33 protein-coding genes are annotated in these 22,707 nt (G+C 63.6%); 17 read left to right on the forward strand and 16 right to left on the reverse strand.

The window, feature by feature from the left end:
• Positions 1 to 22: 22 nt before the first annotated feature.
• A complete protein-coding gene (locus tag SI859A1_RS20270) occupies positions 23 to 622 on the reverse strand; it encodes a methyltransferase family protein (protein WP_024352263.1) in 600 nt (199 codons plus the stop codon).
• Positions 619 to 2,793 (reverse strand): heavy metal translocating P-type ATPase, encoded by a 2,175-nt coding sequence (locus SI859A1_RS07110; RefSeq protein WP_009209144.1) that lies wholly within the window; start codon positions 2,791 to 2,793, stop codon positions 619 to 621. Before SI859A1_RS07110 ends, SI859A1_RS20270 begins: the two co-directional genes overlap by 4 nt.
• Positions 2,794 to 3,097: 304 nt before the next feature.
• Between SI859A1_RS07110 and SI859A1_RS07115 the strand changes: the two genes are divergently transcribed.
• The 6 genes from SI859A1_RS07115 (at position 3,098) to SI859A1_RS07135 (ending at position 6,737) form a co-directional block, all read left to right on the forward strand.
• Entirely contained in the window at positions 3,098 to 3,970 is an 873-nt protein-coding gene (locus SI859A1_RS07115) for a ZIP family metal transporter (protein ID WP_009209145.1), read from the forward strand.
• Between the two features lie 166 nt (positions 3,971 to 4,136).
• Entirely contained in the window at positions 4,137 to 4,481 is a 345-nt protein-coding gene (locus SI859A1_RS07120) for a hypothetical protein (RefSeq protein ID WP_009209146.1), read from the forward strand.
• 289 nt (positions 4,482 to 4,770) lie between these two features.
• Positions 4,771 to 5,601, forward strand: coding sequence for a WD40/YVTN/BNR-like repeat-containing protein (locus SI859A1_RS07125; protein WP_202797860.1), 831 nt, complete (start codon positions 4,771 to 4,773; stop codon positions 5,599 to 5,601).
• A gap of 11 nt (positions 5,602 to 5,612) precedes the next feature.
• Entirely contained in the window at positions 5,613 to 6,116 is a 504-nt protein-coding gene (locus SI859A1_RS07130; protein WP_024352265.1) for a DUF411 domain-containing protein, read from the forward strand.
• Positions 6,117 to 6,120: 4 nt separating this feature from the next.
• Positions 6,121 to 6,252, forward strand: a complete 132-nt coding sequence (locus SI859A1_RS22260; protein WP_255341185.1) for a hypothetical protein — start codon at positions 6,121 to 6,123, stop codon at positions 6,250 to 6,252.
• A gap of 5 nt (positions 6,253 to 6,257) precedes the next feature.
• On the forward strand, positions 6,258 to 6,737 hold the full coding sequence (locus SI859A1_RS07135; RefSeq protein WP_202797861.1) for a c-type cytochrome: 480 nt from the start codon (positions 6,258 to 6,260) through the stop codon (positions 6,735 to 6,737).
• Positions 6,738 to 6,842: 105 nt separating this feature from the next.
• Here the strand turns inward: SI859A1_RS07135 and SI859A1_RS21835 are convergent, their stop codons facing one another.
• A complete protein-coding gene (locus tag SI859A1_RS21835; protein ID WP_192844236.1) occupies positions 6,843 to 7,022 on the reverse strand; it encodes a hypothetical protein in 180 nt (59 codons plus the stop codon).
• A 108-nt stretch (positions 7,023 to 7,130) separates the two neighbouring features.
• Here SI859A1_RS21835 and SI859A1_RS21910 point away from each other — a divergent pair, with 108 nt between their 5' ends.
• Both SI859A1_RS21910 and SI859A1_RS07150 read left to right on the forward strand, forming a co-directional pair.
• Positions 7,131 to 7,451 (forward strand): hypothetical protein, encoded by a 321-nt coding sequence (locus SI859A1_RS21910; protein ID WP_050767471.1) that lies wholly within the window; start codon positions 7,131 to 7,133, stop codon positions 7,449 to 7,451.
• A 469-nt stretch (positions 7,452 to 7,920) separates the two neighbouring features.
• Positions 7,921 to 8,436, forward strand: a complete 516-nt coding sequence (locus SI859A1_RS07150; protein ID WP_148233765.1) for a peroxiredoxin family protein — start codon at positions 7,921 to 7,923, stop codon at positions 8,434 to 8,436.
• Between the two features lie 1,325 nt (positions 8,437 to 9,761).
• Here SI859A1_RS07150 and SI859A1_RS07160 read toward each other — a convergent pair.
• The 3 genes from SI859A1_RS07160 to SI859A1_RS07170 form a co-directional block, all read right to left on the reverse strand.
• Positions 9,762 to 10,703, reverse strand: coding sequence for a cation diffusion facilitator family transporter (locus SI859A1_RS07160; RefSeq protein ID WP_024352270.1), 942 nt, complete (start codon positions 10,701 to 10,703; stop codon positions 9,762 to 9,764).
• A gap of 204 nt (positions 10,704 to 10,907) precedes the next feature.
• Positions 10,908 to 11,234, reverse strand: a complete 327-nt coding sequence (locus SI859A1_RS07165) for a YnfA family protein (protein WP_009209152.1) — start codon at positions 11,232 to 11,234, stop codon at positions 10,908 to 10,910.
• Position 11,235: 1 nt separating this feature from the next.
• The gene (locus SI859A1_RS07170) at positions 11,236 to 11,664 is read right to left on the reverse strand and encodes a MerR family transcriptional regulator (protein WP_009209153.1); all 429 of its coding nucleotides are present in this window, start codon (positions 11,662 to 11,664) and stop codon (positions 11,236 to 11,238) included.
• A gap of 300 nt (positions 11,665 to 11,964) precedes the next feature.
• Here SI859A1_RS07170 and SI859A1_RS07175 point away from each other — a divergent pair, with 300 nt between their 5' ends.
• From SI859A1_RS07175 to SI859A1_RS21750, 4 genes are all read left to right on the forward strand, one after another.
• Positions 11,965 to 12,390: a disulfide bond formation protein B gene (locus tag SI859A1_RS07175; protein WP_009209154.1), complete on the forward strand. Its 426-nt coding sequence runs from the start codon at positions 11,965 to 11,967 to the stop codon at positions 12,388 to 12,390.
• On the forward strand, positions 12,387 to 13,052 hold the full coding sequence (locus tag SI859A1_RS07180) for a DsbA family protein (protein ID WP_009209155.1): 666 nt from the start codon (positions 12,387 to 12,389) through the stop codon (positions 13,050 to 13,052). The genes SI859A1_RS07175 and SI859A1_RS07180 overlap by 4 nt, the downstream gene beginning before the upstream one ends.
• A complete protein-coding gene (locus SI859A1_RS07185) occupies positions 13,049 to 13,831 on the forward strand; it encodes a ZIP family metal transporter (RefSeq protein ID WP_009209156.1) in 783 nt (260 codons plus the stop codon). The genes SI859A1_RS07180 and SI859A1_RS07185 overlap by 4 nt, the downstream gene beginning before the upstream one ends.
• A gap of 135 nt (positions 13,832 to 13,966) precedes the next feature.
• Positions 13,967 to 14,197: a hypothetical protein gene (locus SI859A1_RS21750; RefSeq protein ID WP_161600114.1), complete on the forward strand. Its 231-nt coding sequence runs from the start codon at positions 13,967 to 13,969 to the stop codon at positions 14,195 to 14,197.
• Between the two features lie 793 nt (positions 14,198 to 14,990).
• On the opposite strand, the gene SI859A1_RS07195 is transcribed toward SI859A1_RS21750, so the two are convergent.
• Positions 14,991 to 15,593, reverse strand: coding sequence for a hypothetical protein (locus tag SI859A1_RS07195; RefSeq protein WP_024352272.1), 603 nt, complete (start codon positions 15,591 to 15,593; stop codon positions 14,991 to 14,993).
• A gap of 278 nt (positions 15,594 to 15,871) precedes the next feature.
• Between SI859A1_RS07195 and SI859A1_RS07200 the strand changes: the two genes are divergently transcribed.
• Positions 15,872 to 16,564 (forward strand): hypothetical protein, encoded by a 693-nt coding sequence (locus SI859A1_RS07200; protein WP_024352273.1) that lies wholly within the window; start codon positions 15,872 to 15,874, stop codon positions 16,562 to 16,564.
• A complete protein-coding gene (locus tag SI859A1_RS07205; RefSeq protein WP_024352274.1) occupies positions 16,561 to 16,926 on the forward strand; it encodes a hypothetical protein in 366 nt (121 codons plus the stop codon). The genes SI859A1_RS07200 and SI859A1_RS07205 overlap by 4 nt, the downstream gene beginning before the upstream one ends.
• Before the next feature lie 63 nt (positions 16,927 to 16,989).
• Here the strand turns inward: SI859A1_RS07205 and SI859A1_RS07210 are convergent, their stop codons facing one another.
• Positions 16,990 to 17,175: a hypothetical protein gene (locus SI859A1_RS07210; protein ID WP_024352275.1), complete on the reverse strand. Its 186-nt coding sequence runs from the start codon at positions 17,173 to 17,175 to the stop codon at positions 16,990 to 16,992.
• 425 nt (positions 17,176 to 17,600) lie between these two features.
• A complete protein-coding gene (locus SI859A1_RS07215) occupies positions 17,601 to 17,957 on the reverse strand; it encodes a hypothetical protein (RefSeq protein WP_148233767.1) in 357 nt (118 codons plus the stop codon).
• 242 nt (positions 17,958 to 18,199) lie between these two features.
• Here SI859A1_RS07215 and SI859A1_RS21370 point away from each other — a divergent pair, with 242 nt between their 5' ends.
• Positions 18,200 to 18,496, forward strand: a complete 297-nt coding sequence (locus SI859A1_RS21370) for a hypothetical protein (RefSeq protein WP_148233768.1) — start codon at positions 18,200 to 18,202, stop codon at positions 18,494 to 18,496.
• Positions 18,497 to 18,575: 79 nt separating this feature from the next.
• Here SI859A1_RS21370 and SI859A1_RS21605 read toward each other — a convergent pair whose 3' ends face one another.
• On the reverse strand, positions 18,576 to 18,716 hold the full coding sequence (locus tag SI859A1_RS21605) for a hypothetical protein (RefSeq protein ID WP_154653361.1): 141 nt from the start codon (positions 18,714 to 18,716) through the stop codon (positions 18,576 to 18,578).
• Between the two features lie 128 nt (positions 18,717 to 18,844).
• Here SI859A1_RS21605 and SI859A1_RS21610 point away from each other — a divergent pair, with 128 nt between their 5' ends.
• Entirely contained in the window at positions 18,845 to 18,985 is a 141-nt protein-coding gene (locus tag SI859A1_RS21610; protein WP_154653362.1) for a hypothetical protein, read from the forward strand.
• Complete coding sequence (locus SI859A1_RS07220) at positions 18,982 to 19,353, forward strand: hypothetical protein (protein ID WP_009209162.1); 372 nt, start codon at positions 18,982 to 18,984, stop codon at positions 19,351 to 19,353. The genes SI859A1_RS21610 and SI859A1_RS07220 overlap by 4 nt, the downstream gene beginning before the upstream one ends.
• A gap of 409 nt (positions 19,354 to 19,762) precedes the next feature.
• Here SI859A1_RS07220 and SI859A1_RS21615 read toward each other — a convergent pair whose 3' ends face one another.
• From SI859A1_RS21615 to SI859A1_RS07235, 6 genes are read right to left on the reverse strand one after another with little or no spacing between them, the layout of a single operon-like run.
• Positions 19,763 to 19,936, reverse strand: coding sequence for a hypothetical protein (locus SI859A1_RS21615; RefSeq protein ID WP_154653363.1), 174 nt, complete (start codon positions 19,934 to 19,936; stop codon positions 19,763 to 19,765).
• A 12-nt stretch (positions 19,937 to 19,948) separates the two neighbouring features.
• Complete coding sequence (gene qatD, locus SI859A1_RS07225; protein ID WP_009209164.1) at positions 19,949 to 20,704, reverse strand: Qat anti-phage system TatD family nuclease QatD; 756 nt, start codon at positions 20,702 to 20,704, stop codon at positions 19,949 to 19,951.
• A complete protein-coding gene (locus tag SI859A1_RS22035; protein ID WP_024352277.1) occupies positions 20,688 to 20,888 on the reverse strand; it encodes a hypothetical protein in 201 nt (66 codons plus the stop codon). The genes qatD and SI859A1_RS22035 overlap by 17 nt, the downstream gene beginning before the upstream one ends.
• A gap of 10 nt (positions 20,889 to 20,898) precedes the next feature.
• Positions 20,899 to 21,519: a hypothetical protein gene (locus tag SI859A1_RS22040; RefSeq protein ID WP_009209165.1), complete on the reverse strand. Its 621-nt coding sequence runs from the start codon at positions 21,517 to 21,519 to the stop codon at positions 20,899 to 20,901.
• Positions 21,516 to 22,073: a hypothetical protein gene (locus SI859A1_RS22045; RefSeq protein ID WP_009209166.1), complete on the reverse strand. Its 558-nt coding sequence runs from the start codon at positions 22,071 to 22,073 to the stop codon at positions 21,516 to 21,518. The genes SI859A1_RS22040 and SI859A1_RS22045 overlap by 4 nt, the downstream gene beginning before the upstream one ends.
• Positions 22,070 to 22,291 (reverse strand): hypothetical protein, encoded by a 222-nt coding sequence (locus SI859A1_RS07235; protein WP_024352278.1) that lies wholly within the window; start codon positions 22,289 to 22,291, stop codon positions 22,070 to 22,072. Before SI859A1_RS07235 ends, SI859A1_RS22045 begins: the two co-directional genes overlap by 4 nt.
• Positions 22,292 to 22,707 lie beyond the last annotated feature (416 nt).

A 22,707-nucleotide genomic window follows, 5' to 3' on the forward strand; every position in this document is an offset into this window, starting at 1 on the left:
GCTCTCCTTGATTTGACACGGATTAGAACCATCGTCGCACCCGGGACCGGTAAGCGACGTATTGGTCTGTGAAGGCACTTTCGAGGAACCGCTCCTCATCCCGGACCTGAATCTCGCAGGCCAGCCAGAAGGCGGTGGCGCAAACGATCATCGCGATCGACGGAACCGCCAGTGCCAGGCCTAGGGCCATTGCGAGCATGCCGAGGAACACCGGGTTGCGTGAGACCCCAAATGAACCCTGCGTGACCAGTGCGTCCGGCGCGGCGGAGGGAACTCCCACACGCCAACGTCTTCCCATGCTGGACTGTGCAAAAACCGTCAGGAACTGGCCTGCCAGCGCCAACGCCAATCCGACTGCGTGCAGCCATTCGAGCTTGCCGACCGGACGCAGGATCGGCCACCTTATCTCTGCGGCGTATCCGATCAGCGCGCCAAGGGCGCCGATGACACTCAGGCGGAACAATCCCTGTGCGACCTGCTGGCGTGAGTTTCCGGCGAAGCCGTAAGCCTTGCCGTCGATCATGGACGACGTTCGGCTGGTTGCAATCATCAGCCAGAAGCAGGTTGTCAGGAGAACGATGAGAGGCCCGAGGCGGAGGACTTGCTCGGTCACGTTGATCATTGCGGCCTCCAGCCGAGCAGTCGCATGGCGTTGGCTGTCACCAGTACCGTTGCTCCTGTATCTGCCAGGATAGCTGGCCAGAGGCCCGTCACGCCGAGTAAAGTCGTCACCAGGAACACCGCCTTGAGGCCAAGCGCGATCGCGATGTTCTGATGAATGTTGCGCATTGCGGATCGCGACAAGGCAATCATGTCCGGAATGTCCTGAACCCGGCCATGCAGGACCGCGGCGTCCGCTGTTTCCAGAGCCACGTCGGTCCCTCCACCCATGGCGATGCCTATGTCTGCGGCAGCCAGGGCGGGGGCATCGTTGATGCCGTCGCCGACCTTGGCAACGAAATGGCCCTCCGCCTGGAGGTCTCGCACCGCCTGCTGCTTGTCCTGCGGCAGCAATTCCGACCGCGCCCGGATCCCCAGGCTCTTCGCTACGGCGTCTCCTGTCCGTCGGTTGTCGCCCGTCAGCATCATGATCAGGACGCCTCGACCGCGCAGGGCCCTGAGCCCCGATGCGGCATCGGGGCGGGGCTCGTCCCGCATGGCGATCAGACCTGCAACCGTGTTACCGGCCAGAAGGACGGAGACGGTCTTGCCCGCGTCGTTGAGAACGGTGATCTTGGTGCTAACGTTCTCGCAGATCTGCGTGCGCCGACCTGCAGCCAGGGGAGAGCCGAGGAATACCCGTTCGCCGCCGACGCTGCCGGCGATCCCTTCGCCCGGAATGGCTTCGGCGTCGAACGCCGGCGGGAGCGGCGCCTTCCTGGCCTTTGCCTCCTGCAGAATTGCCATAGCCAGCGGGTGGCTTGATCCCTGTTCCAGCGACGCGGCCAAGGAAAGTATGTCCCGCTCCGCTCGGCCGATCGCGATCACGTCGGTGACCTCGGGCTTTCCCATCGTGATTGTCCCGGTCTTGTCGAGCGCGACAGCGGTCACTCTGCCGAGGTTCTCCAGTACCGCACCGCCCTTCATGAGGAGACCTCGGCGGGCACCGGCGGACATTCCGGCAGCGATGGCCGCAGGGGTCGAGATGACGAGCGCGCAGGGGCAGCCGATCAAGAGGATGGCCAGACCCTTGTAGATCCAGTCGTTCCAAGGCTCGGCGAAAAGGAGCGGAGGCAGGATCGCCGTCAGCGCCGCGAATACCAGGACGCCAGGGGTGTAGTAACGGGAGAACCGGTCGATGAACCTCTCGGTTGGGGCCTTTGCCTCCTGGGCCTCCTCCACCAGCCGCACCACACGCGCGATGGTATTGTCGGAAGCGGCGGCAGTGACCTTGATCCGCAGCACACCGCTTGCATTGATCGTGCCCGCGAACACCGTGTCGCCGACGCTCTTGCGCTTTGGTACGCTCTCTCCTGTCACGGGCGCTTCGTCGACCTCGCCGGCTCCCTCGGCGATGACGCCGTCCGCCGCAACGCGATCGCCGGGGCGCACCAGAATTATGGAGCCGACGGCCAGTCCGTCGGCGGCTACCGCGACCGTCTCGCCGTCCCGCACCAGAAGCGCCGTCTTCGGCACGAGGTCCGTCAGGCCCTGAATATTCTTCCGTGCCCGACCGGCGGCCACGCCCTCCAGCATCTCGCCGATCAGAAACAGGAGGACCACGGCCGCTGCTTCTTCCGTCGCGCCGATGATCACCGCGCCGACGGCGGCAATCGTCATCAGCATCTCGATGGAAAACGGCGAGCCGTAGCGAGCTGCTGCGGCGGCGCGCCTTGCGATCGGAACGAGGCCAACGGCGAGTGCTAGCAGGAAGGCCCAGCTCTCAAACGCTGGAAAAGCCACGCCCGCCAGATAGGCAATTGCCAATGCGAGGCCGCACGTCAGCGTCAGAACCGCCTTGGGCGTTCTCCACCACGCTTCATCGCCAGCATGCTCGTGGGCATGCGAATGATGGTTCGGATTCTCGCCATCAGTGGGAGCCGCCGCATTGCCGGTTCCTCGGACGCCGCGGCTAACTTCTCCGATTCCGTAACCGAGGTTCTTTACCTGGCGGATGATTGCTGCCGGAGTGAGCGCCTTCTCGTGTGCCACCGTCATCGTGCCGGCCGCGACCGACACGGCTACGTCTCCGACGCCTTCCAGACGTCGCACAGCCTTGTCGATCTTCGACGCGCACGAGGCACAATCCATGCCGCTGACGCGGTAGCGTGTCTGCTGGAGTTCTGCCGCCATCGGTGGGTCCCATCTTCTGCCACCGGATGGCTACAACCTCCAGCGGCTAGAGGAGCAAGCCCCTGATCGTAGAAATGTTTCACAAGATATCAGCCGACCATCCCGGTGTGCATCAAAGGCGCCTTGAATGACAGGATGAGGCCCCCGCTTTGGCCCGCCGAACCCTTCCGATTCTGTCGCCCGGAGCTAGGTTCATTCAAGCCTTCGGATCGTTGAGCGCAGGGCAGGAAAGCCTGATGAGAGCAACAGAAGTTCATTATCTGCCATCGCACCATCGCCAACACGACAGCTCAGGGGACGCGGCATGAGTAGTTTCTGGCAGGTCTTCTTCCTGTCTCTCCTGCCGGGAGCGGGAAATTTCGCCGGGGCGCTCGTGGCAGAGTTCTGGAAGCCGTCTTCCCGACTACTGAACTGGGCGCTGCATGCCGCTTCCGGAATCGTCATCGCGATCGTCGCGGTCGAACTAATCCCCGAGGCCGTAGACGTTCTGGCCGGCTGGTGGCTCGCGGCAGCCTTCGCGGCGGGCGGCGTCTCCTATGTCATGATCGAGGCCCTCGTGGAGGGACTTCAGAAGGATGGCAGCCGCGGGAACCGAACGGGGATGTGGATGATCTACGTCGCCGTCGCGGTGGATCTCACCAGCGACGGCATGATGCTCGGAACGGGCTCGGCCGTATCCAGCAACCTTGCGATGGTTCTGGCGTTCGGCCAGGTATTGGCCGATGTCCCGGAAGGCTACGCCGCGATGGCCAACTTCCGGGACAAGGGGGTGCCCCGACGGCGTCGGCTGCTTCTTTCGGCGTCGTTCATCCTGTTTTGTGTCGGGTCCGCCCTCGTCGCATTCTTCATACTGCGAGGTGCGGGAGAGAGCGTGAAGATGGCAGCCCTTGTCTTCGTTGCCGGCTTGCTGACCGTGGCAGCCGTCGAGGATATGCTGGAAGAGGCGCACGAGGCGCGCGAGGACGACCGGGGATCCGTGCTTGCTTTCGTGGGGGGCTTCACCCTTTTCACGCTTGTGTCAGCCGGGTTGGAAACCGTGACGGGTGGCGAAGCCCGCGCAAGCGAACCTATCGACGCTCGTATTTTCGCAGGACAGCAAACCCAAACGATGCCTGATGCGGCGGCCTTTGCCGAAGGCTATCAAAATAGCCTCTTGTCGCTCTTGACCTTCCAGTGAGGGGAAGCCCCATCTGTTCACTGCGATGGTAATGGACCATCGTGACGCTAGCCGTGGGATGTCCAGGAGATCAGATGGTCTGCTCGCCATGATCCGGTCTGGCTTCAGGACAGATCGCCCATGTGCCGCGCTGGCAATTGGACAGAACGAGGAATAGCCTACGCTCATGCAGTTCATCGCCCGCCTGATATTTGTCGCACTCCTCGCCGCATTCGCGGCGAGTTCGGTTGCGCATGCGGCTGGCTCGGCAAAGATGGCCGCCGACATGGTGGCCATCGACGTCGCATCCATGGACATGGCGGACTGCGAGGCCTGTGATGGTCCCGAAGTTGGCGGTATGGGCCTCGCCTGCGATTTCCTTTGCGGCTCAGGCAGTCTTGCGGCCGTCCTCGGACCGCACGGCGATCGGTTCGTTCAGCCGACGGGCGGTCTATTGGACCCGGCGGTAACTGACGACCATTGTGGCCTGACGTGCCCTCCGACAGAGCAGCCCCCTCGAACTCTCATCTGATCTGACGCCCGGCGCTATCGCGTCGGGGCGTCTTTCCGTGACTATCGGTGCGTTGGCGCCGAAGCACGGTGGTGACCGATGCCGGATTATTTCCGGCTTTTCGGCAGACGACCAATCGATCAGTGACAGTTGAACAATGGCTCGAAATCCCGACCCGGCGCCTTCGGGCGCCACCATGTCCGCCTCCGGGAGCCCGCAGGGCTTCCTCCATCAGACCCGACGCGGATTTCTGTCTGCTTCCTTGACCGCAGTCGGACTTCTGGCGCTTCCGGTCGCGTTACGCCCGGCCATGTCGGCATCGTTCCCGGCCGTGGTTCTCGCATTCGACGGGAAGGCGCTGCTCGTCGCAGGAGCAACGCTCAGTCGCAGCGACGACGGGGGACGCACGCGAAGCACCTTGTCCGGGCCCGATGGCATCCTTGCGCTGGCAACGCATCCCGAACGGCCAGGCCGCATCGTCGCCGGGCTCGCTTCCGGCCGGGTTGCCATCTCGCAGGATGGAGGACGCACATGGAAAGATCGTGCTGTCGGAAACGGCGAAGGGGCCGTCGACACGGTCATCATGGCGGCTGGCCAGCCCGACATGATGTACGCCGCGATCCGCAGTGACGGCCTCTGGAAAAGCGAGGATGCCGGCAGGAACTGGAGCCTCGCGATGGACCGTCCGTGGCTCGATGATGCGGAGCGTGATCTTCGCTCGCTTGCCTCGGTCGATCTCGCGACCGGCATGGGCGGGATCTGGATCTACGCGGGCACCGACACCGGGATCACGCGCGTGCCGGATTGCTTCTGCCGTTGGCAGGACGTTCAGCCCGGCAACGCGATGGACGCTCTGGTAGCCGGCGATGCACCGCCTCCCGAAGCGCCGCTGCCGTCGGGCGAGCCGGTCCGTGCGCTGGTCAGCGTACATACCGCCCCGGAGACCCTCTACGCCGCGCTGCCGTCGGGTGTCTGGAATTCAAAGGACGCCGGCGTCGTCTGGTCCCGTTTGACGTCGGGTGACGCCTCCGCCGTGGCGGTGAACCCGATCGATCCTGAACACATCGTCGCCGCTCTGGATGGCGGCCTGAAACAGAGCCGCGACCGCGGCATCACCTGGTCCGCGCTTGCGGCATCCTGAAGGATTTTATCATGAAGAAAGCTTTTGCCATCACCTCGATTGCGGCCCTCGCGGTCGCTGGAGGTATTGCCTTCGGCACCTTGTCCTCGGCGCAGGATGCAAGCCGGGCGACCACCGCTGATGCCGCCCCCACGGAACAGACCATGCCGTCCAGGCAGGTCACGATCTGGCGGGACCCCAACTGCGGGTGCTGCGACACCTACGCCGAGTACCTCGAAAGCAAGGGCTATCATGTCACCCGCGTCGACGATCCGGGTTTCGATCGGCGCTCGGTCGAGGTCGGCGTGCCGCAGGACGGGATCGGCTGCCATCTCGCCGAGATCGACGGCTACTACGTCAGCGGCCTCGTGCCGGCGGAGATCATCGAGCGCCTGGTGACGGAGCGTCCGAAGATCGCCGGTATCACGCTCCCTGGCATGCCGGGCAATGCCCCCGGAATGGCACCGGAGAAGACCGGCACGTTGAAGACGTATGCCTTCGGCGAGGGCGGAATCTCCGTCTACTCCGATGAGTGAGTGCATGGGCGGAATGATGGGCGGGCCGATGATGGGCCTGATGATGGCCGGCGGCGGGCTTGTGCTCTTGCTCGTCGTGTCGGTTCTGGTCCTTGGCGTCGTGGCGCTGGCGAAATACGTCCGGGGGCAGAAATGAAGACAATGGCAGTCGTCCTCGCCACCGGTGCTGCGGCGACGGCTTTCGTGGTCGCCGCCGTGCTGGCGGAGCAGCGCGGCGGCGAGGCGGCTGCGCAGGACGTCACCTTCCTGGGCGAGCCGGTCACGGCGGAGGAGATCGCTCTTGGGCAGGACCTTTACGCCGCGAACTGCGCGTCTTGCCATGGCGACAATCTGGAGGGTCAAACCGACTGGATGCGGCGGCTCGATAACGGCCGAATGCCGGCGCCGCCGCATGACGAGACCGGGCACACCTGGCACCACGCGGATCGGCAGCTCTTCATCATTACAAGGCTGGGCGTTGGTGGGGTCGTGCCGGGCTACGACAGCGACATGCCCGCCTTCAAAGACGTGCTGACGGACGAACAGATCCGGACAGTGCTCGCCTTCATCAAGAGCACTTGGCCGGAGCGGCAGCGCACGTTTCAGGCCGACGTCACAGCGAACGACGAGGGTGACTCGTGAACACGGCTGTCGCTCGAGATCCTTGGCAGCGGGACAGCGCGGAGGGCATCGCGCTGTTCGGAAACATCATCGCAAACGGAAGGAACTGAACTTGACCGACACATCTCATCCGGCCCCGAGGCCGCGCTCCGCTGGGTTTCGCATGCCGCTGGGCCGCAGGGGGCTGGTGATCGCCACGATGGCGATCACCAGCGCGGGGATGGCGTTGAACTGGGGCTGGCTCACGGCGATCGGGGCCGCACCGTTGATCCTGGCGCTCGCCCCCTGCGCTGTGATGTGCGCCACCGGATACTGCGTCATGTGCAAGAGCAAAAGCTGTGACGCAGACAGGAGCCCGACCGACGTGCCGGGTACGACCAGGGACTGAAACCAAACCCAACTGAGGTAACGACCATGAAAACGAACACCAGACTTGGCCTTGCGATCGCGTTCGCGGCCATCATTGCCGCACCCGTGACCTTCGCGCAGGAGGATGCCGCGCCTGAGAAGATGATGCAGGGCGACACCATGAAGGGCAGTGACATGCAGGGCGGCGACATGTCCGGCATGCAAGGCATGATGGGCGGTGAGGAGTCCGGCATGCAGGGCATGCAAGGCATGCAAGGCATGATGCAGATGATGCAGCAGATGCGCCCGATGATGGAGGCCTGCACCGAGATGATGCAGGCAATGGCCGCCCAGCCTCACCACGCCGTCCCGAAAAACGACGGCTAATAGTCGCGCAGGCCCGCACCGACATTCGGGCCTGCGTCTCCCCGCTGAAAGAGACCCGATGAAATCAGCCTACCTCTCCCTGCCTCGCCTACGACTGCGGGCGCTGACGGATATCGGCGCGCTCGGTATTGGCGCTGCGCTTCCCAGGCGAGGGTGCGCAGCGCGGACTATCAGTCAGGCCCGTCACCGACGAGACGGCGCAACCGGGCCAAACCGCCCACGTCAAAGCTCGGGAGTTCTCGGTATCACGCCTGATCCCGGATCAGTTGACGAACCAACCAGTCGGAGCGAGAGAACACGGTCTCTCGCAGGCGCGTCGCGGCGCTCACCGGGAAGGTCACAGCCGGTGGCAGTCCGCCGACGGCTTGGAGGGCGGATAGCGGAACGTATCGTTCTCATCCTGGCGTTGATGCTCGCGCCCATTGGAAGCGCTTCCGCGCATAGTTCCGACGCCCCGATCGACGAACTCATGGCCGAGCGGGAGCCCGCCTTCGAGCATTCCGATGGACGCCTTGCGCCACCGCTGAATGGGACCGCTGCCGACGGATCGACGGTGCGTCTGGACGGGCTTCAGGACAAGATACTCGTGGTCAGCTTCGCACCCGCGGTCTGCGGTTCGCCTTGCATTGCGCAGCAGGCGCTTTTGCGCGCGGTGCAAGAGGGGGTGAACATCACGTCGATGCGCGATCGGGTCACCTTCCTCACGGTGGGTGTCGCCTCTGTCGCAGACTTGGACAGATCGAACTGGCTGCCCGTCACGGTGGGTGATGGCGCCGCCAAGGCGGCGGCGTCCTTCGCAGCCCTGTCCGCGCGTACGACCTACGCGCCAATGATCCATGTCATCGACCGCGGTGGACGCCATGCCGCCATCTTCCACGGCGCGGAATTCGCCCGCACGAACCTGATTGTCTACATCAACGCATTGACGAACACGCCACCGCCGGAGAGCGGCTGGCTCGACAGCATCCTTCGAGCGTTTCAATGATCGCGGCGCCGATGTCACATGTTGCGGAGCGGCGAAACTGGCTGGTCGCGCTGCGCCGTTATCTCGTATTCGCGGCCCTTGCGAACCTTTTGTGGGAGTTCTCCCACCTACCTTCTCTCCGCTCGTTCCCGCGTCCGAGGCGTTCATGAAGGAGGCGGCGTCCGGCAGGACTCCGGTCTGTGCTTCTCGAGAACCCACCGTCGACCGAGGTTGTTGTCGACCTCGGCCGCATGATGACCGTGGGCCGTGGTCTGGAGCTGGACGCGGCAGGAAGGTTTCCGGACTGACGAGGGGCGGGCCGGGTTCGGAAGCGCGCTTGAGCGCAAGCACGGGCGCTTCGTCTACCCGGACGCCTTCGTACGCGCACTATCCAGGTGGCGCAGCCGCATCGTTTCGAAGCACGAGAAGGATTCGGAACTCGGCCGCATCTATCGATCAATCCGGATGCTCCGCGTCACGGCGTACCCGCATTGGGAGGCGGGGGCTGTTGAAGTCCTGCTGTTCGCGGTCCTCGAGGACGGCGAACTTCCCGCCACAGAAAAGGAGTTGGCTGCGGAGCTGAATGCCCAGCTCGACCCCGTCGCCCTTCCGGAGGGGTACTCCTGGGTCGAGGGACGTCTTAAGGATCGGCACCCTCGACCAACTCACGGCGCGCGACCTGCACGAGAGCCAGGTCTTGGACCTGAATTTCCTCAGCGGGATCTGAAACATCGTTCCTGAGCGGCCGAGGGAGTTCGTCGGCACTCCGAAGGCGCCTCGTGGACTGCTTCGCCTTCGCTTAGTGACCTCTGACCCGTGCCGAGTCAACCTTTCGCGCACTCCTTTCGGATCGAGTCAGGTTCCGCGCCGACAGAGTCAAAGACCTAGTCGCAGTGGCGCACCTTAAATCAATATAAACAGAGACTTAGTCGATTCACTGAGTCATTTATCCGGGTGCGGCTACAGGAGAGGAGACGGCGCAGAGCGGGAGGACGATTGAGAAGCTGTCTTCTTCCGAGCCGTAAGCAGTATGCTTCCGAGCCGCCAAGGCTGCGGATTCATTTCAGTGACCGAAGCCCGTCCGACAAATTCCCCGGTGCGCAGTTCCGATTCTGACCCGTCGAAAACCGAGCCTCCGTGCGCACACTGCCTCGTGGATCTGACACCAACCATCATGGAATCGCGCTGTGGAGCCACGACTGGAGGTGGGATTATTCGCCAGAGCCGGGTTGAGGTGTCCGTTTACATCTGCCTCCCAACGCTGTCCGGCGCTCGTCAGAAATCACTTTTGCTGGGCCGAGTTTTCGGCAAGGAGAAGCAGACTCTGGAACTCGGTGCGGCCGGTCTCAATCATCCTCTTGCCGGCTAGGACGGGCGTCGTGGCCATACAGATCTGCGCTGCAATGCGACTGGTCCTCTCGCTCGAACTCGAGCGTTGAATGGGTGATGCCGAACTCGCTTTCGAGCATCCGCTTGATGGCTTGCTTGATGTCTTCGAGGCGATCCCAGGCTTTCTTCTCTATCACCACATGGGTGTCGAGAGCGGCAACATGCTCCTCCATCTGCCAAAAATGGGCATGATGGATGTCCGCGACACCGTCGACTCCGCGTAACGCATCGACAACGGAGTCGTTGTCGATGTCCGGCGGGCTGCCCAGCATCAGGGTCCGGATCGGGCCTCCAATCTCGGTGAAAGCGAGATAGAGGATGTAGAGCGCGATGCCGATCGTGATGGCCGGATCAACCCAGCGCATGTCGTAGAGAATGATGAGCGTACCGCCGATGATGACGGCAAGCGATGCCAGTGCGTCCGAGAGATTATGGAGGAAGAGCGCGCGGATATTCACGCTGCCTTTCTGCATGGAGTACGTGAGCAAAGCCGTTAACGTGTCGACCACAAGTGCCACGCCGCCCAGGATGACCACCGTCCAGCCCGCGACCTCGGGGGGATCGATCATCCGCATGCCGCCCTCGTAGATCAGGTAGAAGCCGACGAGGATCAGCGTGGTGTAGTTGATAAGCGCCGCAACGATTTCGATCCGGCCATAGCCGAAGGTCATACGTGCATCCGCCGGCCTCCGTGCGATCTTGCGTGCGGCAAAAGCAATTGCCAGCGACGCCATGTCGGAGAAATTGTGCAGTGCGTCGGCGACCAGCGCGAGGCTGCCGGACAGGATGCCTCCAAAAATCTGGGCGACTGTCAGTAAAGCGTTGGCCCAGATTGCAATCGAGACCCGGCGGTCGCCGGAATCCGGGTCGATATGCGCATGTCCATGATCGTGCGGCATCGGATGTTCCCTTTGGCCCATAGTGCTGAAGAATCGACGCCCATAACGGTCCGCGGACGCAGTCCAAGGATTTGCGGCCTATCACCCGTGTGCCATAGGTGCATTGGCGCATCGTGCGGATGGAGCGGTGCACCAACATCAGCCGAAGAATCGGTCGACGAGACGTGTAATCGCTCCAGCAACTGTAGCTTCAAGAGGAAAGATTCAGGCGCCACGCGGGGCGGCGAGTATGATCGCTGCGCCGAGTAGGCAGACTGTGGTACCGAGCACATCCCATCTGTCGGGGCGATGTGCTTCGGCGAGCCACATCCAGAGGACCGAGGCCGCGATATAGACCCCGCCATAGGCGGCGAAGGCTCGTCCCGCTGCGATGGTATCGACCTGTGCGAGAAGCCAGCCGAACGCCACAAGAGCGACCACACCCGGCGCGAGCCAAAGGGCAGATGCATCAAGGCGCCACCATGCCCAGATGGCAAAGCAGCCGGCGATCTCGGCCAGCGCGGCAAGCGGATAGACGAGTGCCGCGGGCATTCTAGGCGCCGATCTCGTTGTGGTCGGTCAGGCATTCAGAATGGTCGCGCAGTACCTCCAGCACGCGGCAATCGGCTGTTCGGCCACCGCTACATTCATGCACCATGCGTTCGAGTTCCGTACGCAAGGCTTCCAGCCGCGCGAGACGCTGCTCCACCTGCTTCAACTGCCGTCTCGCAATGGAGTCGGCTTCCTGGCACGGCTTATCTGGCTGATCGCTCAGATTCAGGAGTTCGCGGATCGCTTCCAGTCTGAAGCCGAGCTGTCGAGCATGACGGATGAAGGACAACCGGTCGAGTTCGGCGTCGCCGTAGCGCCGCTGTCCGCCCTCGGTTCGGCCCGGTTCGGGCATCAGCCCGATCTGCTCGTAGTAGCGGATCGTTTGCACCTTCGACCCAGTCTTCCTGGCAAGAGCGCCAATAGTCAGCATCCGCGTCTCCGCAATGTTCCAGTCTTGGTAGATACTGCTGCGCGGATCGGCAAGGGGAGCTCCCGAGTCACAGGCACGTGAAACCATCGTGGGTCTCAGGAAAGCAGCTTGAACCTCCAGTAGCTTGAGGATGTAGGAACGCAATGAACCGAGAATCGCGGTCAGGCCGATTGTATTGAAACTGACACCCTTCCGGAAATCGTGTGCGGGCGTCTCGGAGCACGCGTTCTTCATGCTGCTGGCCCGGACGGGAATTCCCGCTGGGGAGGCGCTCGCTGAGTTGAGAGGGTACATAGACGCATGACAACGAGAGTGACTGGCGAAGCAGCGTTGACTGCCGCATGGGTTGTAACGGTTGTGGCGTCGCTCTCGGTGCTGTTCATCGGCGAGGTGCTGGGCCGGATGCCCTGCCTGCTGTGCTGGTATCAGCGTGCCTTTATGTTTCCGCTACCAATCGTCCTAGGCCTTGGCCTCTGGTGGCAGGATGCCCGCGTCGGGCGCTACGGTGTAGCGCTCAGCCTCGGGGGGGGGATGGTCGCGCTTTGGCATATCGGCCTCTACGCGGGCATCATCCCGGAGCCCGTCCAGCCATGCACCGCGACGGGACCTTCCTGCACCGACGACAACCAGGCAATCCTTGGCGTCCCCATCCCGCTTCTGTCGCTTCTGGCCTTCATTCTCACGGCGAGCTTATCGATTCTCTCTTTGAAGGAACCGCGTTCATGACCCGCCGACCATTGATTCTGTCCATTCTTGTCGTGGGCCTTGCGGTCTTCGCTGCGGCCTCGTGGTTCGCTACGCGCCCCGCGGCCATCACCGCCACTGCCACGGGGACCCTCCCGCCTGAGCAGGCTGAGGCATTGTTGCGACCGTATTCGCCGATCCTTGGACCGGAGCAAGCACCGGTCACTATTGTCGAGTTCTTTGATCCCGCCTGCGAGGCTTGCCGCGCCTTCTACCCGACTGTGAAGCAGATTATAGCCGAGCATGGCGCGGCGGTGCGCGTGGTCCTACGCTACACACCGTTCCATGGCGAGGGGTCCGAAGAAGCCATCCGCGTCCTTGAGGCGGCGAGGATGCAGGGCGTCTTCGAACCGGTGCTTCAAGCCATCATGCGCGAGCAGCCGCAATGGGCCTCGCATGGAGCTCCTGAGCCAGGGCTGGTCCTGCAGATCGCTGCAAGTGCGGGACTCGATGCCGATGCCGCTCGAACACAAATGCAGGCGCCTCAGACAACGGCAATCCTGAACCAGGATCGCGCCGATGTGGAAACCATGGGTGTAAGCCAGACTCCGACATTCTTCGTAAATGGGAGGCCGCTCGCGCCGTTCGGAAAAGCGGAACTGAGGACGAGAGTGGCCGAAGAGGTAGCCGCAAGTGGCTCGTGACTGAATTTTCCCCGATAGCTCTCGGATTTTTGGGCAGCCTTGCTGCCGGATCCCTGACCGCCTTCGGTGCCGTTCCGGTGCTCTTTGGACGACTTCCTTCGCAAGGAACGCGAGATCTCTCGCTCGGGTTCGCGGCGGGGGTGATGCTGGCCGCCTCGTTCTTCTCGCTGATCATTCCTGCGCTCGACGCTGCTGAGTTGCAATTCGACAACGAGGCGGCACCGGCTGCTATCGTCTGCCTGGCAATCCTGCTCGGCATGGGCGCCGTTGCACTGATGAATGAGAAGCTGCCGCATGAGCACTTTAGCGTGGGGCGCGAAGGGCCCGAGGCCGCCTCGCTCAGGCGCGTCTGGCTCTTCATCATCGCGATCACAATCCACAATTTCCCGGAGGGTCTTGCTGTCGGCGTTGGCTTCGGATCAGGCGGGCTGAAGGACGGATTGCCTTTGGCCATCGGGATCGGGTTGCAAAACGCCCCCGAGGGTCTTGCTGTGGCCGTGTCGCTTCTGGGGGAGGGGTATTCAAAGCGTCGTGCTTGGGGCATCGCCGCACTGACTGGGCTGGTGGAACCGATCGGCGGTCTGCTCGGCGCGGGTATCATTACGTTTTCGCAGCCGCTTCTGCCTTGGGGGTTAGCCTTCGCCGCGGGCGCGATGCTCTATGTGATCAGTCACGAGATCATACCTGAGACGCACCGTAGGGGGCATCAGGACAAGGCAACTCTGGGCCTGTCCATCGGTTTCGTCCTCATGCTGTTTCTGGATGTCTGGCTTGGTTAGACATCCTCTCATAACAGCAATTCATTGTGAAATACCGAAAATTCGGCGAGCTATATGTGATTGGTATCGTATATCTATGTAAATCGTGCAGAATCTGGTTAATATTATTATTTGATTATATGAAAGGAATGTAAATTGTTGAGGATTGGAACTCTTGGGGTTATGGCGATAGCTGTAGTATATGCCATGATCGCGTTTTTTGGAGCAATGGGTCTGGGTTACTTGGCTCTAATGATCGCTGGAATGTCAATTTCCATAGGAGACGGGTATTTAAATTTTGTTTACGCAATATTGTTTATGGGTTCGGCAGTAATCGCGATAATCGCCGGAAAAGGCTACCTCGATTCAAGAGATCGTAACGAATGAGTCTAATAATTTCTGCGGAGTTCGAGTAATAATTCCCGAATTTTCTTAGGATGTCTATTCGTCCACTGGCGGTCAGAAGATTGAGTTTGGCCACAATGCGAGAAAATATCAGTAAGCAGTAATCAGCGATCTGCTGACGAGCAGGATCGTGTCCGCCGCGAGGAGGGGAAGGCTGTCGAGTTGACCCGGCAAGCGGAATGGCCCGCGGCTTACATCCGGAAGGAGGCGGTGACGAGCCTCGGATACGAGAAGTGGCTGTCGACGTACCTTTTGGAACACCGGGCCACACGCCGGAAGAACTCGCCCGGCGTTCCGACCACTCCTCAGGTCGTGCTCGAGACGCACTGCGGGACGCGGTCGCACTGCGGAAGGACATGAACAGACCGGGCACGAGGCGCGGGGGGTAGCAGACTGACGGGCCGGCGCGCGCCGACCGCCTCAAAAATGCCGCTGCCACAGGCGCCTCGCGAAGAACGCGCCGACGCACAGTGCAGTCAGCATCCCGGTCGCCACAACAGCGGCCGCCTTCGCGCCCGGCACCTCCGCAAGCTGCCTCCGGTAGGTCGGAGAGCTGGCGAGATGGCCATCTCGCCCACGACGCCGCCGAAACGCCGGCAGCCACCACAAGTCCACGAACAGGCCGAGTGGGAAGCTGGCCGTGATGAGCATCGGCCTCGCCAGAGGAAGGACCGCCGCAGGCCTCCGTACTCCGGCCTTCGCCGGGTTGCCAGCCACCTGCGCGGTGCCCTGAAACAGAAAGGGGCGTCCCATCTTTGAGCCGCCCCCGCAAGCGTCATTCCATCACCAGTCGAGGCCCACCCGCCTTCCGGTGCCGCACCCGATCAGTGAAAGACTCGATCGCCGACGGCTCCTTTCGTCCGGCCAACTCCTCGGCCGACGGCTCCGCTTCCCGACGCCGACACGGTTCGACACCCAGAGCGCCGCCGCCCATCCCCCGCGCCAGCCGCCCGCAGACGAGGCCGCCGGCTGCCGCAAGGCGATTGAGGTCGTGCGGCCGGAGCCGGAGGAGCCAGCTCACCTGGTCCGGCGACAGCGCCGACAGGTCGACCTGCCGGCGGTCCGTCGCCGAAGCGCGGGCGTAGGCGTGAACGATCGCGGACACCGGGTCCGTTCCATCGGGGCGTGGCTCGAGGACGGACGGAAGCAAGCCAGGGAGTTCGCGGGCGCGACCGCGCTTGGCGACCAGCGCCGCGATGTCCTTCGCGGTGTCCGGCGCCGGTGCGGGCTCGGGCGGCATGGGGAGGGAGCCGCCTCCACCGCCGAGCATCCGGCCGGGTATGGACGCCAGCCAGTCGAGTGCGGTCCAGCACCAGCGGCCGGCGGCGGCGAGGCTGGAAGCGGCGGCGCGGAGTGCGGCGGCGATGGCTGCGAGCATGCGGGTGTCCTCCCTCTAAGTGCACCGAAGGATGGTGGCTAAAATTGCAAGCGGCGAATTGAGCCTCTGCGAACCGCATTTCGAGGACGGGCTCGACGCGCCGCCCGACTCCTGGGATGTATCCCGTCCCACATCAATGGACGTCCGATGATCCCCTCCGTCACCCTCATCTCCAGCACTGCCGCCACCGTCGCGGCCCGCCGCATAGGCGGCGTGTGGCTGCCGAGCATGAGGGTGTCTGGCACCGACCCGAACGGGTGCCGCAACGGAGGATCGGCATGTCCGACAACGACAACAGCATCATCAGCCTCGACGACCTGAACGCGACCCAGAAGAATTTCGGGATCGTTTACTCCGACGGCGGAGTCCCGGCCGACTTCGCGAAGGTCGCAATCATCGCACTGACGGTCCGCGAGCAGTTCGCGACCAACCCGGCCCTGTTCGGCGGGGCGCCGGAGATCTTCCCCGACCCCGAGGACCCGACCCGCCAATGCTTCGTCCTTCGCGGCGCTGCGGTGTGGGTATGTACGCAGACCGACTTCGGTCCGCACCTACTCGACTTGGTCAAGTCGACGGGCGCCTGCTTCCGCCGCCGGGATGGGATGGCGTTCCTGATCTCCGCGCTGGCCCGAGACGCGGCATTCGCGGAGCGATTCAACGCCCGCATCGACCCGGTGGAACTCCTCGAGGAGAAGCTGGTCGGTTACCTCGAGCAGCACGGCTACCGTCTCGTCTTCGAGGTGCTCGAGAAGGCCGGCACGCCGGAGGAGCCCTGCACGATGATGATGCACGAACTGCGCGAATTGATCCTCGAACACCACCTCGAAACCGTAGTGTGCACGCGCATGCCGATCTTGGGGCTCACCCGCCTCCAGCTCGGAGACGTGCTCGATGGTTGGATGGGGGCGCACGACAGCAGTGTTCAGCGCCTCCTTGGTGACATGCCGGAGTTCGGGGCGGAGCACGAATGATGGCCGAGGTCGTGAAGCTGAACCCCAAGCTGCGCGCCGAGGGGAACGCGCGGACCAGCGGAGGTGCCGAGGTGCGCGACTTCCCCGACCGCGAGCGCGAGGTAGAGAACGAGCGGCTCGACTTGCTGGCAGACTGGCTCGCGGAGAACGAGGACTGGCTCTTCGAGTTGGTCCTCGAGCGCTCGGACGAGCCGTTCCGGGACCACGACCACTTGTCCGAATGGGTCCAGCTCAACTGGGAAGGATCCGAAACCTTCAGCGGCGCGCCCCGCGAAGGCCTCCGGTGGCAGGCGGCGAACGACTTGCTCTTCCACTGCATGGAAGGCGAGGAGTATGACCTCGAGGCTCTCCGACCCGAATAGGGTCGCTCGACGCCAAGACGATCACGACAAAGGCCCCGGCACCACTGCCGAGGCCTCTTCGTTTCAGGCCCGCCACCCGCAGCGCACGATACCGAACCTGTTGTGCTCCAGCACCTGCCGCACATGGTCGTCCGCCGTCGGCCGGATCGCCTGCCACCCGTCGCAGCCGGACGGGCTACCCGTCGTCGCGCACCCAGCGAGGCAGCTCGTCGCGAGCGGCGCGATTATCGAGACGGTCAACTTGTTCATCGATCCGGTTCCTTTCACACAGCGCGTCGAGGAGGCTGGCGCTACCCGAGACTCCTCGGCTCGCCGCCCGGCGCCGTACACGCGGGCAAGGATGCCGAGGTCTACCAGTGCGCCGGCCCCGGCGGCCGCGAGCCAGCGGCCGGCGGGGGCGCAACCAAGCGAGGGCGGCGGTCATGCGGCGACGCCTTCGTAAGCCCACAACATCGCCGACCCCGATGACCTCGAGTACGAGATCGTCAGGGAATGCGTCGAGCGCGGCCGGGTTTGTATCGTCGCCGCTGACCTTCGGAAGAACGGCAAGTTCGCCGTCCTTGAAGGCGACTTCATGGACCACGTGAGCAAGAAGGTCGCGGAGATCGAAGAGGTGGACAAAAGGCATTGAGAGCGGCGTGCGTCGCTTCCGCCTTCGCTCCCTCCACTGTAGCTCATGGAGCCGCCCCATTCATCCTGGCCGCCGGCTGTAGCAAAGGGCACGGGTTGAACGAACTCATCGCCGCGCGGAACGTGTCAGCATCCGGCGTGCCATGAAGCGCCATCCGTAAACTGCCGTCGCAACAGCATACCGGATGGGCGCGCTCGAGGATCACGTCGAAGCCGTGCGCCGCCTCAACGGCCAGCATGCAAGACTCGAACGAGATGACGGATCCTTGGATCGTCGCCCAATCGGCGGGCACCGAACTGGGGTCACGGCACCGGACCAGTGCCGTTTCCGCTGTTCGGCGCGGCTCGAGAAAGCTCGAAAAGTAGCTGCTCTTGCGCAGCGGCGAGCGTGCACCCTTCACGGTGCCTACACTTCCATGTCGAGGTGGATTCGGCGGCGGCGTATGCACAAGACGCCACCTTCCTGATCAGCCGCAGGATAAATTCTCGGGATCATCTAAATCAAACACTTACAGGTGCGATCCTTCCTAAAAAACCATCAAAATCAATGGCTTGAAGATTTTCCAGTTTGACATTGAAGCAGAGTCATGAGATATTGGAGTTGTCTCAATCAAGAGGCGGCGTACTTCGAGGATACTGAAGCATGGCAGTTCGATCTAAGGCGGTTAATACCGCTGAATCAAAAGTAGTTCGCGAAAATCCAGCCGCAGAATTCCGCAAAGCGGTGAAAGCAGCGGGCGCGACCTATGAAATCAACCGCGACCGAAGCAGCTATTCGGACGCAATGAGCATCAGCTTTGCGGATGGTCGAACGCTCCACCTTCGACACATCCCAGCGGAGTGGTCCGATCACATCGACACGTTAGAGGCGTTCATCGCCGACCCGAGCTCGCGTCGCTTCATCGACTGTAAGGACGGTTCATTCGACGTCTGCGGATGAGCCTCGCGCCAACGGAGCTGACCGAACATGAGCAGGTCTAGGGCTCAATACCGGAGGTCCCGCAGTGATGCCGGGGCCTCTATGCTACAAGATCGGCATCAATAGACGGCGGTGCCAAGTCTATAGCGTTCGAGCCCTTGGCTGAAGAAGCCTCGAATGTGGTCGCCACGTCGGCTGCCGACGCCGGATGGTCCACCAGCCATCGCGCTTTCTTGGTCATCGGTGAGATTCCTGGATGCAGGGCTCCAACGCAGGATGACGGAGACAAGCACGAGCGCGTGCGGACGAGACGTGGGATCGGCACTGTTGGTCAACGCCTGAAGCGCCGAACGAACGAGGGGGCAAACCATGACCGCCACCGACCGCTACAGCGCCCTCCGCCGCCGTCTGCGCATGACGCAGCCGGAGATCGCCGTCGACCGCTTGGCGGCCCGGCTGCGCGGGCGCGCGCTGACTGACCTCGCGGAATTTGCAGGACTGATTCAATGACCCGGACCGACGCCGAACTGGAGGCCATCATAATGGCGAGGACCGCCGACATCTTATGCCAACAGCTCTCCGTCGTCGACGGCGTGTGCCGTGTCGAGATCTACGACCCGCCGGGCGCGGACGACGAGAACTGGGCCGTATCGCTCACAGCGTCGCCCGAGCGCGTCGAGGGGGAGTTCTATAGCAAGGGCGGCGCGCGCGGGACCGTCGTCTCGAACCCCGTCGACGCCCACGCCGCACGGGACGACTACGAACGGTTCCTGCGCGATCCCGCGTCCTGGTCGCGAGAGCTGTGGGCCGAGTTCGCCAAGTTCGACGACGTGCGGTGGGTCATCTTCGGCGAGACGTTGAAAATGTTGAGGGCATGATAGCCGACGCTCGCATGGGTCAGCGACCCTACACCTCAAAGTCTCTGGCTATTGTGGATCCGGTCCATCCTGAAAGTTCGAGGATGCCCGCCCTCCGTTTTGTCGATCGCGTGCAGGTATCGCCGGGTGTCGGCCTCTCGAGTGCGGCCTGAGCACCGCGGCGGGGACTGGAAGGTCTACGGTGCATTTGAGCACCGCCTCCCCGAGGGACTCGACCCGAAGAACGGGCGGCATGTCGAGGAGGTCCGGATCTCCCTGTCCGCCCCCGTGGACGACATACGGGCCGCCGAAGAAGCGGTCGCCAAGCGGCTCGCCGAACAGATGCCTTTCACGGAATACCCTGAATGGATTGCCAGCCCGCGCCGGCGACGGCAGGACCCAGAAGCACTGTCACCGCACCAAGGCGCAATCAGAACAAGGCGATGGCCGCACCGCAGAAGAGAAGGAGCGCGACGGGGTCGATGCTTGCCAGGCTCGGGACGTCGAGCGTGAGCGGTCCGACCCGAACCTGGTAGACCTCCCGGAACAGCACGTGCAGGCCGAACCAGAGGGCCAGATTGAGGATCTGTGAACTACGACACAAGCCCTCGTTCTCTCAGCTCACGAGGGCGGCGAGGTTCGTGCGGATCCGTTTTGCCATCTCGCCCTCGGGAATGCCGAATGACGACGCCAGCATTGAGGTGGCCCTGCCGACATCGGCTGGCCGGGCAGCGTCGTCTCCCTCTCGCGCGAACGGACCGTCTGTCTCCGTCAGGATCCGGTCGATCGGGACCACGGTCCTGACGATGGCCGACATCCGGTCGGACTGCATCATCGCCGCGTTGATCGAGAACCAGCATCCAAGGTCGACGGCTCGCCGCGCTTCGGCCTTGCTGCCGGAGAACCAGTGCAGGACGACGTTCGACCGTCCCCGGGGTAGGTGCGCCTCCACCATGTCCAGAACCAGCGTGGCCGCGCGGACACTGTGGACCGAGAGCACCTTGTCACCGGCAGACGCGCACGCCACTAGGACGCGTCGGAACACCTCGCGCTGGCGCTCCAGGGAACGGAAGTGGGCAGGTCCGGCGTCGAGGCCGACCTCTCCGACGTACCGTGTCTCGGGAAGCAGCGCCTCGAACAGGGCGATCTCGTCCCCGTGGTCCGCGACAAGCTGCGGGTGCAGGCCGAGTGCCGCCCTGACGTGTCGGGTCGCCGAAGCGAGATTGTGGTTGCGCCGCCAAGCGCGAGGCGTCGTCGTCACGGCGAGGGTGTAGAGCCCCGCCGCGTCGCACTCGCGCACGAGCTCCTCGAAGTCCGGGAAGAGGTCGAGGTGGCAGTGGAAGTCGACCAGGGCCTCAGCCATCGCGACCATCAAGCGGCCTCGCCTCGACGTCTTCGAGGACCTCGGCGACTTCCGCCATGCCGCGTCGGTAGACGCCGACGAGGTCTGGCACGATGGCGGCGTCCTCCAGCAGCGGGCCCGGCTTGTAGACCCATGTCTCGGGCAGTTCCGGCCTCTCCCGAAGGCGGGCGATCGCGTATTGGAAACCTCGCACCTGCCGTCCCTTAGCTTTGGTCGTATCGAGGACCTCGGAGGTGAGGTCGTCGAGTGCATACCCGGTTTCGTCCCTGCCGTCCCACGGCGTCCGCAGGAGCGAGGCGCGACGGATAATGCAGGGGAGGCAGTAGCCGCAATGGGCGTGGTCGCCCGCATACCAGCGCCTCGTCGACGGGTGCGCGCAGGACAGCGACCAGCGGCGCCAGCGCCTCGAGGGCGGCCGGGTTCGCGCATCCGTCGACCATCTCACCCTTGGTGCGGTCCCAGTAGGGGTTCACGACGCGGCCCCGGATGCCGACGGTCGCGAGCAGCTCGTTCCAGCGGTGGATGTAGAACGGATGCGTCGTCCGCGTGCTGTTGCTTCCCACCCGCGTGACGTCGAGCGGCACGTTCAGGAAGATCAGGCCGTTCTCCGGAACCCGGAGGTCGAACGGTCGGGCGAACGCCGACCCGGCGAACGCCGCGGCCGCGAAAAACAGGAAGGACCGCCCGCGGGTGGAGTTCTCGCCTCCGATTCCGGCGACGAGGTTGCTCGGGATGGTCATGGCCAGGCGGAGCCGGACCGGACGCGCGTGATCTGCCTGACGGGCCGCGAGCTCGCGGAACAGCCTGCCTTGGGGCGCGCTCACGCCGCCTTCGCCGCCGTGGCTGACGAAAAGGGGAAACCCCCCCTCGTGAAGTTCGTCGACTGCCCCGATGAGACTGTCGAGACCGCCGGAGAACAGGGAGACCCCCGTGAACGGATGTCGTGTCCGCGATCTCGGCTGACGCGACAGAGGCGGGCGGCCGGAGCGAGGCAGGGGCGGAAGCGGACCGCCCACAGGTCGCCGGTCAGGAACCGGAGCATGCGCTCTAGGGGGGCGGTCGCCCGATCCCAGACGGCGACGTCGGAGACGGGAACGACGATGCTGATCTCACGCATCCACCCGTCCTGTGAGGCCTGCACCCGGTTCAGCCGCGTGTCCGCGGCATGGACGTGGGCCGCCAACGTGATCAGGTCGATGCCGACCGCAGTGGGAGTCAGGTGCCAGCCAGCGAGGTGCTTCAGGGCGCGGTCCACACCGAAACGCAGGCTTCCCGCGGCGTCGAGGAGGTCGAGAGTGGTCGCGACCGTGTCCACGGCGCGCGGCGGCCGGAAGGCGTCGGCGGGCCCCAAGCGTCCGAAGATGATATGCTTGGTCATGCGTCGCCTCTCTCTGGACCGTCGGCGTAGCCTTCGAGTACGCCCATGGCCATTGTATAGATCCGTTCGATCGCCGAACGGACGCCGGCACCGGACATCAGTCGGCCGACCCCCGCCATCGCGGACCTCACCGCGCCGTCGACGAAGTCCCGGACGTCGGCCTCGGCCGACGCCGCGTCCTCGATGCTGTCGGGAAGGAGCACGATCCCATTGGCCACCGCGTTCTTCAGTCGGTTGTCGATCGTCCCGACGATGAACCGCTCGATTTATGCGCGGTATCCCAAATGAGGTTGATGCATATCGCTACTGCGGCGGCCATCAGCCTCGGCTTTGTCGGCCTCGCCGCGGCGCATGAGTTCAAAGCTGGAGGTCTCACGATCGACCATCCGTCATCCCGCCCGACACTGCCAACGGCGAGGGTCGGGCGGGGTACTCGTCCGTCAGCAGCAGCGATGGAAGTTGAGCAGATCGGCTACCGTCGCGGGCAGGTTCGCGAGCCACGAGTAGCCGGTGGAGGACGGCGTCGCACGGATGCGTCCTGTCAAGGACGAAATCCTCATCAGGCCAGATGCGACGGTCACGCTCGATCCCGGGAGAGGCGCCTACCCGTGGCGGTGAAACGCTGCGGGGTGAA

The sequence above is a fragment of the Aurantimonas manganoxydans SI85-9A1 genome (assembly GCF_000153465.1).
Classification (GTDB): domain Bacteria; phylum Pseudomonadota; class Alphaproteobacteria; order Rhizobiales; family Rhizobiaceae; genus Aurantimonas; species Aurantimonas manganoxydans.